The 16,144-nt window shown below is 47.7% G+C and carries 14 protein-coding genes; 8 read left to right on the forward strand and 6 right to left on the reverse strand.

Annotated elements, in window-relative coordinates:
- Window positions 1-410: 410 nt before the first annotated feature.
- From ACHZCY_RS21350 to ACHZCY_RS21385, 8 genes are all read left to right on the forward strand, one after another.
- Window positions 411-2,777, forward strand: a complete 2,367-nt coding sequence (locus tag ACHZCY_RS21350; protein WP_319550337.1) for an SLC13 family permease — start codon at window positions 411-413, stop codon at window positions 2,775-2,777.
- 807 nt (window positions 2,778-3,584) lie between these two features.
- Window positions 3,585-4,691 (forward strand): hydrogenase small subunit, encoded by a 1,107-nt coding sequence (locus ACHZCY_RS21355; RefSeq protein WP_394713462.1) that lies wholly within the window; start codon window positions 3,585-3,587, stop codon window positions 4,689-4,691.
- A gap of 26 nt (window positions 4,692-4,717) precedes the next feature.
- Window positions 4,718-5,728: a hydrogenase 2 operon protein HybA gene (gene hybA / locus ACHZCY_RS21360; RefSeq protein WP_319550339.1), complete on the forward strand. Its 1,011-nt coding sequence runs from the start codon at window positions 4,718-4,720 to the stop codon at window positions 5,726-5,728.
- A gap of 81 nt (window positions 5,729-5,809) precedes the next feature.
- Window positions 5,810-7,510 carry a nickel-dependent hydrogenase large subunit gene (locus ACHZCY_RS21365; RefSeq protein ID WP_205222610.1) on the forward strand — a complete coding sequence of 567 codons (1,701 nt, stop codon included), beginning with the start codon at window positions 5,810-5,812 and terminating at the stop codon, window positions 7,508-7,510.
- 15 nt (window positions 7,511-7,525) lie between these two features.
- Window positions 7,526-8,020: a HyaD/HybD family hydrogenase maturation endopeptidase gene (locus ACHZCY_RS21370; RefSeq protein WP_319550340.1), complete on the forward strand. Its 495-nt coding sequence runs from the start codon at window positions 7,526-7,528 to the stop codon at window positions 8,018-8,020.
- Complete coding sequence (gene nrfD, locus ACHZCY_RS21375) at window positions 7,998-9,122, forward strand: NrfD/PsrC family molybdoenzyme membrane anchor subunit (RefSeq protein ID WP_205222612.1); 1,125 nt, start codon at window positions 7,998-8,000, stop codon at window positions 9,120-9,122. The genes ACHZCY_RS21370 and nrfD overlap by 23 nt, the downstream gene beginning before the upstream one ends.
- 117 nt (window positions 9,123-9,239) lie before the next feature.
- The gene (locus tag ACHZCY_RS21380) at window positions 9,240-9,563 is read left to right on the forward strand and encodes a hypothetical protein (RefSeq protein WP_205222613.1); all 324 of its coding nucleotides are present in this window, start codon (window positions 9,240-9,242) and stop codon (window positions 9,561-9,563) included.
- A gap of 47 nt (window positions 9,564-9,610) precedes the next feature.
- Window positions 9,611-9,796: a hypothetical protein gene (locus ACHZCY_RS21385; RefSeq protein ID WP_205222614.1), complete on the forward strand. Its 186-nt coding sequence runs from the start codon at window positions 9,611-9,613 to the stop codon at window positions 9,794-9,796.
- Between the two features lie 100 nt (window positions 9,797-9,896).
- Here ACHZCY_RS21385 and ACHZCY_RS21390 read toward each other — a convergent pair whose 3' ends face one another.
- From ACHZCY_RS21390 to ACHZCY_RS21415, 6 genes are all read right to left on the reverse strand, one after another.
- Window positions 9,897-11,528: an ABC-F family ATP-binding cassette domain-containing protein gene (locus ACHZCY_RS21390; protein ID WP_319550341.1), complete on the reverse strand. Its 1,632-nt coding sequence runs from the start codon at window positions 11,526-11,528 to the stop codon at window positions 9,897-9,899.
- Between the two features lie 111 nt (window positions 11,529-11,639).
- Complete coding sequence (locus tag ACHZCY_RS21395) at window positions 11,640-11,840, reverse strand: cold-shock protein (protein ID WP_205222616.1); 201 nt, start codon at window positions 11,838-11,840, stop codon at window positions 11,640-11,642.
- Between the two features lie 102 nt (window positions 11,841-11,942).
- Window positions 11,943-13,205 (reverse strand): DEAD/DEAH box helicase, encoded by a 1,263-nt coding sequence (locus ACHZCY_RS21400; protein WP_319550342.1) that lies wholly within the window; start codon window positions 13,203-13,205, stop codon window positions 11,943-11,945.
- Window positions 13,206-13,594: 389 nt separating this feature from the next.
- Window positions 13,595-13,999 (reverse strand): tRNA (N6-threonylcarbamoyladenosine(37)-N6)-methyltransferase TrmO, encoded by a 405-nt coding sequence (gene tsaA / locus ACHZCY_RS21405; RefSeq protein WP_319550343.1) that lies wholly within the window; start codon window positions 13,997-13,999, stop codon window positions 13,595-13,597.
- Window positions 14,000-14,331: 332 nt separating this feature from the next.
- Window positions 14,332-15,348, reverse strand: coding sequence for a potassium channel family protein (locus tag ACHZCY_RS21410; protein ID WP_319550344.1), 1,017 nt, complete (start codon window positions 15,346-15,348; stop codon window positions 14,332-14,334).
- A gap of 50 nt (window positions 15,349-15,398) precedes the next feature.
- Window positions 15,399-15,833 carry a hypothetical protein gene (locus tag ACHZCY_RS21415; RefSeq protein ID WP_319550345.1) on the reverse strand — a complete coding sequence of 145 codons (435 nt, stop codon included), beginning with the start codon at window positions 15,831-15,833 and terminating at the stop codon, window positions 15,399-15,401.
- Window positions 15,834-16,144: the final 311 nt, after the last annotated feature.

Genomic DNA, 16,144 nt, shown 5'->3' on the forward strand with positions numbered 1-16,144 from the left:
CCTTTGGGATCGGCAATTTCACCAAATCTGCTACGTTACCGAAGGCTTGAAGTATTTTTATATGTCTGCGGGTCCGGTGCCTCACATCTTCGGCAGGTAGCGTAGACTCCGAAATTTCCAATTGCAGGATTTAGGTATAATGATAGTTGCCGGGCTCATTGCTCTCATATACCAATCCCTTTGTACATTAATTACAACAAAAACAGGCCCGCAAGAATAATAAACGGATAACCGATTGCTTTCCTAGTAAAAAAATACGAAAAGAAGATGGCAGAAACTGCTTGGTTGTACTGGATACCGATTTGCCTTCAACGACCTTTCGCATCTGTACTCTTTACGGTGGCCTTTAAACTGATTTACAAGGCTGATTGCATTGTGATGCATATCTAACTTCTCAGGAGGATAACGTAATGACACCGGAAATACTGCTGGTTTTCGGCATTCTTGTTGTTGTAATCGTGGTACTTGTTACCGAGGTTATGCCGCTTGAAGTCCTCTCTATGCTGGTTTTAGGGGTATTGGCCATTACCGGACTGGTGACGCCGACAGAGGCACTGGCAGGATTTAGTAACCCGGCGGTGGTAACCATTTGGGCCGTGTTTATCCTCAGTGGCGGACTCACCCGAACCGGTATTGCCAACATTATTGGGCGAAATATGCTGAAGCTGTCGGGAACAGGTGATGCAAGGATGATTATGCTCATCATGGTAATTGCCGGTGGGTTGTCTGCCTTTATGAACAATGTGGCAGTAGCAGCGTTGATGTTGCCGGTGGTTATGGATATTGCAAGAAAAACCGGTAAGTCACCTTCGATTTTATTGATGCCCTTGGCCTATGGTTCCCTGCTTGGTGGTCTCACCACCATGATTGGGACACCACCCAATATTCTGGTCAGCGAAGCATTGCGCACCCATGGCCTTACACCATTTGGTCTCTTTGATTTTTCGCCGGTAGGCCTGATCGTTATGGTCGTGGGCATGCTTTTTATAACCTTTGTCGGAACACGATTTCTGCCAAAGCATCCCCCGTTTGAACCTGAGCGGAAAGGCGAAAAGCAGGTTATCAGTCAGTATCGTATTCAGGAACGGTTGTTCAGAATCCACATTCCCAAACAGTCGGCCCTTGCCGGCCATACGCTTGCCTCAAGTCACCTCGGTTCCAGGCTGGGTCTCAATGTAATTGCCATCAACCGGGGGCGAAAGATCTCTCTTGCGCCGAATTCAACGGATACAATTCTGCCGGATGATGAACTTATTGTAGAAGGTCGTCTTGATCGGATTCAGGAAATGAATAACTGGGGGCAGCTGCTGTCGGAAAGCGTTGTTCCTGAAGAAAACGCACTGCTCGGATTTGGTATGCAGGTGGCAGAGGTCCGGCTGTCTGATGATAGCCCATGGCTCGGCAAAAGCCTTTCCGAATTGGGTTTTCGTAACCAGTACGGCTTGAATGTGTTGGAAATTTTGCGACTCGGTCGGCAGATAAACATGAATGTTAAGTCCCGGAAACTGATTGACGGGGATGTGCTGGTCCTGCACGGGCCAATGGCCAGCATCAAACAACTGGCGGAAACAGACGGCATCATGCCACCGGTTGTGCTCAATGCCGAGGAGGTAAAGGAAAAGTATGAAAAGGAAAAGAAAATCCGTCTTTTCAGCATTCCCGATACCTCCAGGTTGCTCGGCATGACGGTGACGGAGAGTTGTCTTGGCGATGCTCTTGATGTCCAGATTCTTGAAGTTATAAGAAAAGATGGTAGCGCAGTGGTCCCTGCCTCAGATTTGGTGTTTGAGCCGGGAGACAGGCTTGTGGTTGCCGGGATGTCGGATCTGGTCGGAGTTCTGCTCATGCAGGGGCTGGAGGCGGTTTTCGATAAAGATCAAGCAGTGGTGGAAGATACATCAATTCTCCAAAGTGATACAGTGGGCTTTGTGGAAGTCATCCTTTCCCCGCATTCCGTTCTGGTTGGTCAGACACTGCAGGAGATTCGTTTTCGTGAAAAATTCGGGCTTAACGTCTTGGCCTTTCTGCGAAAGGGCAAGGTGATACGTACCGGACTGCGTGATCTGCAAATACAACTCGGGGATGCCCTCCTGCTGTATGGACAATGGAAAAAACTGGCTGTCTTGGGGCGAGAGCCCGATTTCGTAGTGCTCACCGAAAAAATGCAGGAAGTTGCCCGGGAAGAGAAAGCCAAAACTGCGCTGACTATTATGGCGATTGTGCTGTTGCCGGTCATTTTCGGTTGGGTACCAATTTATATTGCTGTGGTCATTGGCGCCGCGTTTATGGTCTTGACCAATTGTCTGACCATGGAGGAGGCTTATCTCTATATCGAGTGGAAAGCCGTATTTCTGATTGCAGGCATGCTACCGCTTGGAGTAGCGCTGGATAAAACCGGTGCCGCGTTAATGGTTGCCGAAAAGGTGATAACCATCCTGGGGCCATTGGGGCCGTATGGGGTTTTGTTTGGGCTGCTCAGTATTACTTTTATGGGTACCAGTATCATACCGACCGCAGCTCTGGTGGTGCTCATGGTTCCTATCGCTCTTCAGACTTCTGCTGGTCTTGGCATATCTCCCTACCCTTTGATGATGGGTATTGCGATGGCTGCTTCTTCAAGTTTTACCTCACCCATTTCGCATCCAGCTAATGTACTGGTCATGGGACCGGGGGGCTATAAATTCATGGACTATGTTAAGGTCGGATTGCCCCTTACTCTAGTAATACTGGCATTACTGATGGTCATTATTCCCATTTTTTGGCCATTGGTTGGTTAAATCAGGGTAGCTCCACAGAATCATCGTTTGCCTCTGTGCGTATCGGGCAGGACAAGAGAGCCTGTAATTATGGTGCGCGTTTTGTTCAGGCATTCATCCGGATTTTTCATCTGTCAAGGCGGTTTCAGATGCAAAGGCGTTCGGGTAATCCAGTGGTAAAAAATGAGGAAAGTGCTGTTTAAAGGCTATTTTCAGCATTTGTGTTGTCGCCTCGAGGAGACGCGGGGCTATGCCTTGCTTACCCAGAAGGTAATAGTACTTTGTGGTATAGGTTGCTGTGCCAAATGTACTTTTTTTGTTATTTTGCTGTTGGGTGGATAGGTCCTGTTTATTTATCTGATTTTAAACGGTTTTGCTTGAGCTCTTGAATAAATTTTATTGGCAGCGCGATAAGCGGGATGGTTTACGTATTGATTCCTAAGGTGTTGAATGTGCGTGATGTGCAAAATATCAAAAAAGCAGTTGCCTGTGATTGATTTTTCTTATATATGAACAGTAATAACGTTTGTGTCAGGAGTGGGCGTTTAATACCAGTGATGTACTCCGGACATCTTTTCCCCCAAGCGCTCCTGTCATTTTTTTCATGTATCCGGAAAGTGAACCGAATAGAGAGAGGGCTGTCGCAGGTTTTTCATTTTTAAAATTATAGAGGTGCCTCGAAAAGTACTTTTTGAAGGTGACCTGGAGAGTAGGACGTAATATCACAAGCAGGTATTCTCGCGCGTGATCGTATGCTGTGACAGCAAGGCTTGTCCAATTACCAGTTTGTCAAGGTGTCAACACCTGTACACAAACCAAGGAGGTTAGCTGATGAAGTCAAAGGTAGCGAGCAGTCACGATAAGCAGTTGGGCGGTGTTACGCGAAGAGATTTTGTAAAGTTCTGCACTGGGGTGGCGGCAAGCATGGGCCTCCCCTTGACTGTTGCTCCGAAAATGGCAGAGGCAGTCACTTCTCCACAAAGACCCCCGGTTATATGGCTCTCCGGTCAGGAGTGCACCGGTTGTGTGGAATCACTTTTACGTACCCATCACCCTGCAATTGACAGCCTTATTTTTGATCTTATCTCCCTCGAGTATTCTGAAACACTCAATGCCGGTGCCGGACATCAGGCAGAACACCACCGAGAACTTTCCATTGAGGCCAATAAGGGAAAATTTATTCTGGTTGTTGATGGCGCCATTCCGGTAAAGGATGGCGGTGTATATTGTCAGATAGCCGGTAAACCCGTGCTTGATATTCTCAACGAAACCGCACCCCACGCTGCTGCGGTTATTGCCATTGGCTCCTGCGCTGCCTGGGGCGGCGTACCTGCAGCAGAACCCAACCCGACCGGAGCAACCCCGGTACATGAAATACTCAAGGATAAAGGGATTCCGGTGGTCAATATCCCAGGCTGCCCTCCTAATCCGTATAATTTTCTTTCCACTGTCATCCATTTTGTCACCTTCAATAAGCTGCCGGCTTTAGATGACAAGATGCGTCCCAAATTTGCATATTCCAGGCTTATTCATGAGAACTGTGAGCGGCGTCCACATTTTGATGCCGGACGGTTTGCAGAAGAGTTCGGCGATGAAGGCCATCGTAAAGGGTACTGTCTATATAAACTTGGATGCAAGGGACCCGAGACCTATAACAACTGCTCGACCCTCCATTTCGGAGATGTGGCCACCACCGGTTGCTGGCCGGTAGGTACAGGCGCACCCTGCTTTGGCTGCTCAGAAGCCGGGGTCGGATTTGACAGTCCGTTATTTTCCAAAGCCAGAGTAAGTTTTCCCACGCCTCCGGCCCAAGCTCCTGAAGCGTTGCCGGAGAAGGGCAGTGGTGCCAAGAGTTTTGCCTATGGTGTTGCCGGAGCCGCAGTCGGTGCGACGGCTGTAGCGCTTGCAAATACACGTGGCAAGGACGAAGACTGAAATCGTAAAGGGGGAGCGTGAAAACCATGGCTATAAATAGACGGGATTTTCTCAAATTTTCAGCCGGCACCGGTTTGGTGCTGGCAACGGATGCCAAGGTGTCCGCAGCCAGGGAGAAGAAGGAGCTTTCTCCGGATGCGGTGGGTATCCTTTATGATGCCACCCTGTGCATTGGCTGCATGTCGTGCATGGTCAACTGTAAAAAGGCCAATGCCGAACCGGGCGGGGCCTTATACCACAAAGAAACTGCGGGGCAGATACCTTACGAGTACGAAGGCGAGGAACAAAAATATGACGCCCCAACTTCACTCTCAGACAAGACCTTGTGCCTGATAAAGGCATATCGTGGAAAATCGGAAAAAGAAGAAGGTGCGGGGGAGTTTTCCTTTATAAAGCAACACTGTCTCCATTGTGTTGATCCTGCATGCGTATCTGCCTGTCCTGTGCAAGCACTGAAAAAACAGCCGGGAACCGGCATTGTTACCTATGATAAAAACAGGTGTTTCGGCTGTCGGTACTGCCAGGTCGCCTGTCCGTTCGGCATACCCATGTATGAGTGGGAAAAATCCTCTCCATCAGTGGTCAAATGCCAGTTGTGCAACCATAGAATCGCCCAGGGCGGTTACTCTGCCTGCTGCGAGGCCTGTCCGACAGGAGCTTCTCTGTTTGGAAAGGTCACCGATCTCCAAGAGGAAGCCAAGCGGCGATTAAACCTGAAAGCAGGCGATACATATGCTTATCCGGTAAATCATATCGAGCATGGGAAAACAACAGAGCAGGTCGTGCCTGAATATGTGGACCATGTCTATGGATTGGAAGAGGCCGGCGGTACCCAGTATATGTTCCTCGCCGGTGTGGATTTCGATAAACTCGGTTTTAATCCGAAAATAACCAACCAGGTATACCCTGATTTAACCTGGGAGTATGTCTCTCATGTACCTCAATTGATAGGTACCCTTCTGGTAGCCGGGACAGTGACTCGACTTGTCACTCAGCGGATGGAGAAGAAAAATAAGGACAATGAGTCAGGCGAATAGTCCAGGGGATTTGTTGAGTTTATTCCACTATATCACGAGTTGCGAAATCCTGTAGCGGGAAGCACGTAAAGGAGAAAGAGAATGGCGAAAAAAATTACAATAGATCCGGTCACCAGAATCGAGGGGCACCTGCGTATTGATTGCGAAGTGGATAATGGCAAGGTGACCAATGCCTGGTCTTCCGGACAGATGTGGCGAGGTATCGAAGTTATCCTCAAAGGCCGGGATCCACGTGATGCCTGGGCCTATACCCAGCGTATATGCGGCGTATGTACCACTGTGCATGCCATAGCCTCGGTAAGGGCGGTTGAGGATGCACTTGATCTGGAAATTCCAGTCAATGCGCAACTGATACGTAATCTGATCATTGCCGGCCATGGCATTCATGATCATATTGTTCATTTTTACCAGCTTTGTGCCTTGGATTGGGTGGATATCGTTTCCGCTACCAAGGCTGATGCACGTTCGGCATCGGCTCTGGGGCAAAAGCTGTCCGGTTGGAGACGCAATGGGTATCAGGAAATTAAAGCGGTACAGGATCGGCTGAAAAAATTTATCAGTTCCGGTCAGCTCGGTATCTTTGCCAGCGGTTACTGGGGGCATCCGGCAATGAAATTGTCGCCGGAGGTAAATCTGCTGGCAGCAACGCATTATCTGCAGGCGCTTGAGTATCAACGCAAAATTAATCAGGTTGTTGCCATTCTCGGCAGTAAAACACCTCATGTGCAAACCCTTGCCGTGGGCGGAGTAACCAATGCTATTAATCCGGATAGCCCTTCGACCCTGACCATTGAGAAGCTTTTTAATGTGAAAACGCTGATAGACGAAGTCGGAGATTTTATAAAACAGGCAATGCTCACCGATGTGGCTGCAATCGGTGCCAATTATGCCGACTGGACCACGTATGGAGCAGGGGTCCTCAATTATCTGTCCGTGCCTGATATGCCGATGGATTCCAAAGGGACCGAGTATCAGCTTGCCGGTGGTTACATCCCCAACGGTGATATCAGTCAGTTTGCACCCATAGCTTCGCAGACGGATCCTGTGCTGTACGACAACATCAAGGAAAGCATTAAGCATGCCTGGTATGATGGCGATTGGGATCGTTCCCCTTATGATGGCGAGACCGAACCAAACTATACGGGGTATGATTATGAAGATAAATATTCCTGGGTCAAGTCGCCGACCTTTAGGGGAGAGCCTGCCCAGGTAGGACCGCTGCCCCATGTGGTGGCCATGTATCTTGCCGGTCATGCCGGTACCAAGGAGTATGTTGATTCCACTCTGGCAACGGTTAGTAGCCTGGCTGGCACCACGGTGGGCATAGAGGCATTACATTCGACCATTGGCCGTATCGCAGCCCGTGTCATTCGTTGTGCAGTACTGTATGACACCATGAGTGTTTCATGGCAGGCCCTGATCGATAATATCGGCAAGGGTGAAATGGATACCTTTAACGCTCCTGTCTTTCCGTCCGGTGAGCAACGCGGGGTAGGTTTTCATGAAGCACCTCGGGGAATGCTGTCCCATTGGATCGTTATCGAAAATGGAAAAATTAAAAATTATCAGGCAGTTGTACCTTCAACATGGAATGCAGGGCCACGAAACGGTCAGGATGCCTTAGGTCCCTATGAGGCCTCTTTAGTAGGTAATCCCATTGCTGATGCAGAGCTACCGCTGGAAGTTCTGCGAACAGTGCACTCCTTTGATCCCTGCCTGGCCTGCGCTATCCATCTGGTTGATAATAAGAGAACGCCGATCGGCAAAGTCAAGGTTCTGTAGCACGGGAGAAAACTATTGAATGCACTTGTGTTAGGTATCGGCAACCTGCTGATTGGGGATGAAGGTGTTGGCTGTAAAGCCGTCGAGGAGTTGAACCGGCGTTACCAGCTGCCGCCTGGACTGGAATGCATGGATGGAGGTACAGCAGGATTCGAGTTGCTGTCTTTGATGGATGGTAAGGACTTGGTGATCCTGATTGATGCCTTGCGTAATGACATGGAGCCCGGCACCAGCGTTCTGGTTGCAGGCGAGGATGTGCCGCAGGTCTTTTTGACTTCCATCTCGCCCCATCAGTTAGGTATTTCCGATGTACTGGCCGCGGCGCAGCTTACTGACACCCTGCCCGGAGAATTATTCTTATACGGTATTGAGCCCAAAAATTTGGATGTGGGAATAGGGCTTACCCCGGAAGTTGAGGCGGGTATGGAAAAAGTTATCAGCGCTGTTGTCGAGCAACTTCGTAACTTTGGATATGAGGTGAAGAGTAATGGAATCAAATCCGAACATTAAAACCTGGACACCGGCAACAATGGTCATGGTTGTACTGATTATTGTCGGGATTTCGGTTGGCCTATATCGCATGATATACGGCTTGGGGGCAACCACCAATCTTAATGACGCATACCCCTGGGGCTTTTGGCTCGGCCTTGACGTCCTCGGCGGTGTAGCAATGGCGGCAGGCGGTTTTATCATTGCCTGCGCTGTATACCTCTTTAATTGGAAAAAATATCGACCTATTGTGAGGCCGGCGATCCTGACCGCTTTTTTAGGGTACTTGATGGCTGTACTGGCATTGTTTCTTGATATCGGCCACCCGTTTCGTTTGTGGCATCCTTCCATTATGTGGCAGTATCAGTCGGTGATGTGGGTTGTGGCCATGCACGTCATTTTTTATACCACGACCTTGGCATTGGAGTTCAGTCCCATGCTTTTCGAGCGGCTGGGGTGGGAAAAGGCGCGAAGGGCAGTCGGTAAAATAATGGTGGGCGCGGTAATTTTCGGGGTCATGTTGTCTACCCTGCATCAGTCGTCACTCGGCGCCGTCTTTTTGATATCCCCTTCCAAGATGTCACCGCTGTGGTGGGATACCAAGCTGCCGTTTCATTTCCTGGTTTCCGCGGTTGCCATGGGATTGGCCATGGTCAGCTTTGAGACAGCCTTGAGCAAGAAGTTCCTCCATCATGAGGTGGATAAAGAAATTTTCACAGGTCTGGCCAGAGGGCTGTTGATAGTGCTTGGCTTTTATCTGCTGTTAAAACTGTACCAACTGTTTACCGTTGCCAGTCCTGCCATGGCGTTTGACGGCTCGGTGGAAGGAAACATGTATCTTTTGGAGATGTTCCTGGGTGTTATTCTGCCGGTAGCCATTCTAGCGGTGAAAAAATACCGCAATGACCTTAAGGTTATATTTGCGGTCAATATCATCGTTATCATCGGGGTTATCCTGAACAGGATGAACGTGTGCCTGTTTAGCCAGGAAAGCTATGGTGCCTGGCGTGGCTTGGGGTATTCGCCCTCATGGAAAGAATTTTTGGTTTCTTTAGGGGTCATTTCCATTGGTGTGTTTTTGTATAAGATGTCGGCAAAGCATTTGCCTCTTTTTTCCCATTGAAAAAAGAGTAATTAATGTGTTGTAAATAAAACTACATTTTTTAGTAGCCCCATATCCGATTTTCTAGTGTGATATGGGGCATTTTTTTAACCAAGAAGACAACAGAGAAAGGAACAAATGAGACGAAGAAGAGTCTTGAAATTTTTTGTCGACGGTCTTTCATGGAAAAGTATTGCGCTTATCGGATGGGTATTAGTAACATCAACCAGTAGTCCGGCAGTGGAGTGCAGGCCACTTATTGAGCAGAAATGTGCAAGCTGCCACTTCGTTACCCATGTCTGTCCTGATCTTGCAAAGAAAAAGGGGACCTGGACCTGGAAGCGAACCATACAGTCAATGATAGAGCATGGGACGGAATTAACCGATGCCCAGGCCAAGCAGCTGGTTGGCTGTTTGAGTAAGCCGGATCAGAAAGTGCTTGATATCTGTGCTCAAAAATAAAAAGAACGGTTTGCCCTGAGTGGTGAGCAGGAAAGGATTGTGAAGGTATGCCGATAAAAATGTTAGCAGTGGAACTCTATAAGAGCCAGCAGAAAGTACATGCTTTGCGTGATAAGCTGGAGGTCGCTACCGGCCTGGAGGCGGATCGATTACGGCGAGAACTGGCAGTGGCAGAGAAAGAGTGTGAACAGCTTCGACGCAGGATTGATGCGCGCAAGGATCTTTATCGGTGATGCTCTAGCAGGAGAAGGAACAGGATACGCCCCGTTTTAAACGGGGAAGGGAAACCGGACAGTAAAACAGGCTGCCCGGTTTTTTTGTTGCTGGGGGCGGTTATGCGGCTTTTTGTTCCAGGTGACTCGCGTCTTTTGAGCTGGTTTCCTGTAACTCGAGATATTCGTCAAAGCTCATCATTACATCGGTAAAGCCATCCGGGCTGATTTCAATGAGCCGATTTGCCACTGTGGAGACAAACTGGTGGTCATGTGAAGCAAAAAGCACAATCTCCGGATAAGCAATGAGTCCGTTGTTGAGAGAGGTAATCGATTCAAGATCAAGATGGTTGGTGGGCTCATCAAGAATGAGCGCGTTGGCCTTGGCAAGCATCATTTTGGAAAGCATACATCGAACTCGTTCCCCACCGGAGAGAACAGCTGTCTGCTTGGTAGCTTCTTCTCCTGAAAAAAGCATTTTGCCAAGGAATCCGCGAATAAACCCTTCATCAGCCTCGCTTGGGGCAAATTGACGTAACCAGCCGATAAGGTCAAGGCCTTTGTCCTCAAAGTATGTATTGTTTTCCTTGGGAAAATAGGCATTGTTGATGGTGATTCCCCAGCGGAAGCTACCGGCATCTGCTTCCATTTCACCGGCAAGGATCTTGAAAAGTGTCGTTTTCGCAAGGCTGTTGGTGCCCATAAAGGCGATTTTGTCCCCTTTGTTCACGGTAAAGCTGAGATCCTTGAACATGGTTTCGCCTTCGATTGTTTTGGTCAGTCCGTCAACTTCAAGGATAACGTCTCCACTGGGGCGTTCCGGTGCAAAAACAATGTAGGGGTACTTTCTTGAAGAAATCGGCATTTCTTCAATGGTGAGTTTGTCGAGTAATTTCTTGCGCGAAGTTGCCTGTTTTGCCTTTGATGCGTTTGAGCTGAAACGCCTGATAAACTCTTTGAGTTCATCAGCTTTGGCCTTGGCTTTTTTGCTTTCGGTTTCTTTTTGCCGAAAATGCAGCTGACTTGCCTGGTACCAGAAATCGTAATTTCCTACATACACCTGAATTTTCCCATAATCAATGTCTGCCATGTGGGTGCAGACTTGATTGAGAAAATGACGGTCATGGGAAACGATAATAACAGTGTTGTGGAAGCGGGAAAGAAAGTGTTCCAGCCACTGGATTGATTGTATGTCGAGCTGGTTGGTCGGTTCATCAAGCAGCAGGATGTCTGGGTTGCCGAAAAGCGCTTGGGCTAAAAGGACCCGGACCTTTTCTGCGCCATCCAGTTCTTTCATGTGCTTGTGCAGCAATTCTTCGGTAATACCAAGTCCATTGAGCAACACCGCTGCTTCGGTTTCCGCTTCGTATCCGCCCAGTTCGCCGAATTTAATCTCCAGCTCGCCGGAACGAATGCCATCCTCCTCGCTGAAGTCCGGCTTAGCATAGAGTGCATCTCTCTCTGTCATGACCTTGTACAGTTTTAGATGGCCCATAATGACTGTATGTAAAACAGTATATTCATCAAAGGCAAACTGGTCCTGGTTGAGAATGGCAACACGCTGTCCCGGCCCTTTGCTTATCTCGCCATGGTCTGGGTCTATTTTTCCGGAAAGAATCTTAAGAAAGGTGGATTTGCCTGCACCGTTTGCCCCAATCAGACCATAGCAGTTTCCTGGGGTAAACTTAATGTTGACATCTTTGAATATGACCCTTTTTCCGTAGGAAAGAGCGATGTTGGATGCTGTGATCATTTACGTTCTCATAAAAAAAAGCCATTGGGAAAACTCCCATGGCCGTCATTGTATAAAAAAGAAAAGGCCCCGCTAAAAGCGGAGCCTTTGTTGCTTAGATGCAGCTAGCTTTTACAGCTGAACAACATTTGCTGCAGAAGGTCCTTTGGGACCATCAACAATATCAAAGCTAACGCGTGCATTTTCTTCAAGAGATTTGAATCCTTGAGCCTGGATTGCAGAGTGGTGAACGAATACGTCCTTACCGCCATCTTGCTCAATAAAACCAAAACCTTTTGCATCGTTAAACCATTTTACTGTTCCTTCAGCCATCTTGTGTACTCCTGTGTGGTGGCTCCATCTGGAGCCGCTTTGTAATAAAGTCAAACCACCTTTTGATGGCTTAACGGATTATCTGGAAATTCCAGATAAAATTTATGAAGAAGTGTTTATCCCAAAATCAAAAGAAACACTCTTACTTCTTCTATTTTTATGTTGAGAAGGGTGACTTTTTTGTCGGGGAGCACCTGTCTTTTTTATCGGTGCTGCCGTTTTCCTACTCTCTTTATACCTTTCTTGCACCTTAATTATTTGGTCAAGAGGGCGTAAATTCATTTTTTTTCCAAGGATACGCTCAATTTGTGAGATCATTCCCTGGTCGCCACGATCAGCAAAAGTAACAGCCTGGCCACTTTGCTTTGCTCGGCCCGTTCTACCGGTCCGATGTGTATATGTTTCAGCAGTATCCGGCACGTCGTAATTAATGACATGAGAGATGTTGGAAACATCAATGCCCCTAGCTGCAATATCGGTTGCGACAAGAACGCTGAATGTACCGTCACGGAATCCTTCCATGGCTATCTTGCGTTTCTGCTGCGACAGATTGCCTTGCAGTGCAACGGCTTTGTGTCCCGATCTTTCCAGTTGCTGAGCCAGACTTCTTGCCTTGTGCTTAGTACGGGTAAAAACAACCGTGCTGGTCATTTCTTTTTCCTGCAACATCTGCTTGAGCAAGGGCGTCTTGTGTTCCCTGGCAACCCGAATAAGCGTGTGCGATATGGTCGGGGCAGGTGCGGTATGATTGATTTGCAGTGTGCACGGTTCTGTTAATATTTCTTCTGCAAGGTGCCGAATCGGTTTAGGCATGGTAGCTGAAAAAACCAGCGATTGCCTTTCTTGCGGTAGTTGTTTAACAATTCGACGAATATCCGGTAGAAAACCTTTATCAAACATATGGTCGGCTTCGTCAAGGACAAAAGTCTCGACATGCCTGAGGGTAATGTCTTTTTCCGTCAGAATATCAAGCAGACGGCCAGGGCAGGCGACGATTATCTCGGCCCCGGAGCGAATTGCTTTCAGTTGTGGTTGTTTTCCCACACCACCATAGACAACTGCACTTTTGATACCGGTGTTCGCAGCCAATGTAATAACGTTTTGGTGTATTTGCTCTGCCAGTTCTCTTGTGGGAGCGACAATAAGTGCCCGTACCGTTTTCCGTTTTCCTGTGAGCAGGTGTTGTACTATGGGCAGGACAAATGCAGCGGTTTTTCCCGTGCCTGTCTGGGCAAGGCCTAAAACGTCTTGACCGGCAAGGATGGGCGGAATGGCTTTTAGCTGAATAGGGGTGGGTTGTGTATAGCCGCAGGATGCGATGTTGGTGTTGATTTTTTGGTGTAACTGGAAATCCTTAAAACTCATTAAAACTCCGTTGTAATTTGTATCTCGAGACCGAATCTATGGTTTTTTGATGATACAAAATGATAGCGTTGGCTTTCTTCAAATCAAGTATAAAAATAAACCTGATAGGGTGCTGATTACCATTGCATATCGGGGCTAACGGGTATCAACACTGTATATTTTTTTTCTCCTGGTAAGTAAGCAGTACGAACTTCTATGGATGGCACGAACAACGCTAGATAACAACGAGGCTGCGAGGAAAACATAAATGGACTTAACTCTTCTACTTTGTAGGAACGATAGGCGCTATTATACACGGTTGTTTTTTTAATGCAATAGAAAAATGGTAATTAATCTCGATAAAAGTGCTGGCGGTGTTGAAATGAGAAACTTCCATACTCTAGATACATTTAGCCACGGAGCTTTTTTTTAATATCAATGATGGGCGTGCCGTCAAGAATATCGAGCCCTGCTACGTCTATATGCGTGCCACGGACAGCCAGTACTTTTAATTCAGATATGGCAATGGGGTTGGGACGTACCGGGCTTCGGGTGGCAAAAACCCCGTGCAGCCCCCGCGACCTGTCTCCACGTGGGTAAACCTGCAACGTGTCCCGATTGGACTTATGAAGCCAGAACAGGACAACTATGATCTGTCCGGGGGTGACCCCTTCGAGGCCGGCCTTGTACTGGGGGTAAATCTCTAGGGTACCGACGTGATCGGACTCGTCAAAATTTTTCGGCGCATCGCGGCGGCTTTGAATATCTCCATGTAAGATGCCTATAAAGTTCAGCTGGGCCTGGAATGTCTTCATCTGTCTTTCCATTTTTGTTACCGGGTAACCAATCAAGGGTGCCGGTTATTATACTATATCATGTGTGTCCAAAGTGTAAGCCTTCCACATGTGCTTCAGATTTGCGCAGTTGTGAAGGACCGCTATAGTCCATTTATGAGTCTGTTGATTTAATAGAATTTTCGTTCAAGGTCGAGGCATGCTGTAAAAGTAACCACAGGCATATAATAGATATTCCGAGGAATATTTTTTCAGCATAACAAAGAGATTGGGCGAAAAGACAGTAAGTCAACAGGCTCATCTATGCGGTCATCCGCAACCGCATGAAAATGGGGAGCCTGTGACGGTTTACGTTACCTTTGTTTTCGGTCTTTGGAGATCACCAGCAGGTAGTCTCCCTGCTCAATCACATACTCAGCATCCGGATTGGAAATAAAGGTGCCTCCACGGCCCTTCTGAATGCCGAATACAGTGGTGTTTTGTTCTTTCTTCATTTTCACAAATGCGTCAATAAAGAGTTCCCCTGTCATCTCTTCGGGAGCAGGCATGGAATAGAGTTCATTGCCGTATCTGCTGCTGAGTAATTCGGAAATAATGTTGCTGATGCCGTGATCACTGGCTGCGCTGGCGATCAGGTGGCTGTTTAATTCACTGCTGACGATTATCTCGTCTGCGTGGGCCCGTTGGCAGTGGTGTTTGTTGGCCTTGTCCACCAGCTCCACTACGCTGTACGCATCGGGATTCATACTTTCAACCGTCAAAGCGGTCAGCACCACTTTTGCATCCCTTGCTGTGACTTCTACCGCGTCATCGCCGAGGATAACCACTGTGGCTGCCGTTTCCAGGTTAGCCTTTTCCAGGGTGTCCTCGTTAACTACCCCTCTGACAAAAAGCATATCAGGATCACTGACCGGCTTTTCTTCAATGTCTGCAATCAGGACAATGGGTTTGGTGGCTGTTTGCGGATCTGAGCGCAGTTCATTGATGATGGATTTTGCCCGGTGGTTCCATTCGCAGATAATTATATGATCGCTCACGCTGTAGTCGCCCATTCCTTTGTGCTCCCTAAGTCGTATACTTATTAACATGGTTGCCAGGCTCGCGCTGAGGATACCCAGCAGCCCGATACCGAAAAACATGATGATGATTGCGAGAACTCTGCCTTCAAAAGTACTGGGTGAGATGTCGCCATACCCTACGGTCGTCAGGGTGACAACACTCCACCATAGGCCGCTGGCAAAGGAAACGCCCGGTTCAAAAGAGGCGATTAAAAACCCGCTGCATATAATTATGACCAGGATAACGGCCAGCAGTTTAAGCAGGTTCTCTCTTAAGAGAAACCTGTAAAACTTGAGCAGCTTTTTGCCCATTGTCAAAGTCCTTGATTGTTGGTTGTTGGAAAATAGACGCTGGTGATTGTTTACCAGAAATCGCTGGATGCAATTTCTTGGTCGTATTTGCGCAGATTCTCAAGCCACTCTTCTTTGCTTTCTTTTATTTCTTGCAGCATGTCTAGATACTCGTCGGGTTCTATACGACCCTTCTCTTCCAAAAAGCCGTAGAATTTTTTCAGGCTTGTAATGTTTTCCTTGATAGAGGCGGCAGAAGCCCACATGGCCTTGCGGATAAACCAGCTGCTGAAAAAATAATTCAACAGGATGACGCCGTCTTCAGGTGGTTCTGCGTCTTCGTATAACAGGAAGTCATTGATGTAAAAATCAATGTTGGAAACATGCTTGTCGATCGTTTTTTGGGATAACTTTTTCGCCTTCAAGTCTTCTCGGAAGGCATCCAGCAAAAGTTGGTTTTCAGCACGAATTTTTTCGCATTCCGCTTCGTAGGTTTCGTAATCCATTACTCTATCCGCTGTGTTGTTTTTGTTGGATTGTTTCCGGCCCCAATACCTCTCTTTGCTTGGTGACACGTTGCCGTGGAGGTTTCGAAAGAACGGTAATGAAAAACACCGATCATACTGTGAAAAAATGTATCTACCAATAAAAAAGGCGGAGCAAATGGTGGTATGTGTTCTGGGCACAGCGTGTTCGCTTTTTGTGAACAGCCCTTTTGTCAACTTCTCAGAAAGTGAGAGAGCTTGGCTGCACGAATGGATTTAGTCTTGTACGTAGGTTTTTTTATCAAGTGTTTGTCTACTGTATAGGTCAGGTT

Origin of the sequence: Desulfogranum marinum (assembly GCF_963675105.2) — a bacterium.
GTDB classification, from domain to species: domain Bacteria; phylum Desulfobacterota; class Desulfobulbia; order Desulfobulbales; family Desulfobulbaceae; genus Desulfogranum; species Desulfogranum marinum.

What these genes read in the sequence shown, in the direction of transcription:
- ACHZCY_RS21395 (WP_205222616.1), bottom strand. Translation starts at nt 11,840, where the DNA reads ATGGCTGAAGGAACAGTAAAATGGTTTAACGATGCAAAAGGTTTTGGT.
- ACHZCY_RS21365 (WP_205222610.1), top strand. Translation starts at nt 5,810, where the DNA reads ATGGCGAAAAAAATTACAATAGATCCGGTCACCAGAATCGAGGGGCAC.
- nrfD (WP_205222612.1), top strand. Translation starts at nt 7,998, where the DNA reads ATGGAATCAAATCCGAACATTAAAACCTGGACACCGGCAACAATGGTC.
- ACHZCY_RS21390 (WP_319550341.1), bottom strand. Translation starts at nt 11,528, where the DNA reads ATGATCACAGCATCCAACATCGCTCTTTCCTACGGAAAAAGGGTCATA.
- ACHZCY_RS21380 (WP_205222613.1), top strand. Translation starts at nt 9,240, where the DNA reads ATGAGACGAAGAAGAGTCTTGAAATTTTTTGTCGACGGTCTTTCATGG.
- ACHZCY_RS21350 (WP_319550337.1), top strand. Translation starts at nt 411, where the DNA reads ATGACACCGGAAATACTGCTGGTTTTCGGCATTCTTGTTGTTGTAATC.
- ACHZCY_RS21415 (WP_319550345.1), bottom strand. Translation starts at nt 15,833, where the DNA reads ATGGATTACGAAACCTACGAAGCGGAATGCGAAAAAATTCGTGCTGAA.
- ACHZCY_RS21385 (WP_205222614.1), top strand. Translation starts at nt 9,611, where the DNA reads ATGCCGATAAAAATGTTAGCAGTGGAACTCTATAAGAGCCAGCAGAAA.
- hybA (WP_319550339.1), top strand. Translation starts at nt 4,718, where the DNA reads ATGGCTATAAATAGACGGGATTTTCTCAAATTTTCAGCCGGCACCGGT.
- ACHZCY_RS21410 (WP_319550344.1), bottom strand. Translation starts at nt 15,348, where the DNA reads ATGGGCAAAAAGCTGCTCAAGTTTTACAGGTTTCTCTTAAGAGAGAAC.
- tsaA (WP_319550343.1), bottom strand. Translation starts at nt 13,999, where the DNA reads ATGAAGACATTCCAGGCCCAGCTGAACTTTATAGGCATCTTACATGGA.
- ACHZCY_RS21400 (WP_319550342.1), bottom strand. Translation starts at nt 13,205, where the DNA reads ATGAGTTTTAAGGATTTCCAGTTACACCAAAAAATCAACACCAACATC.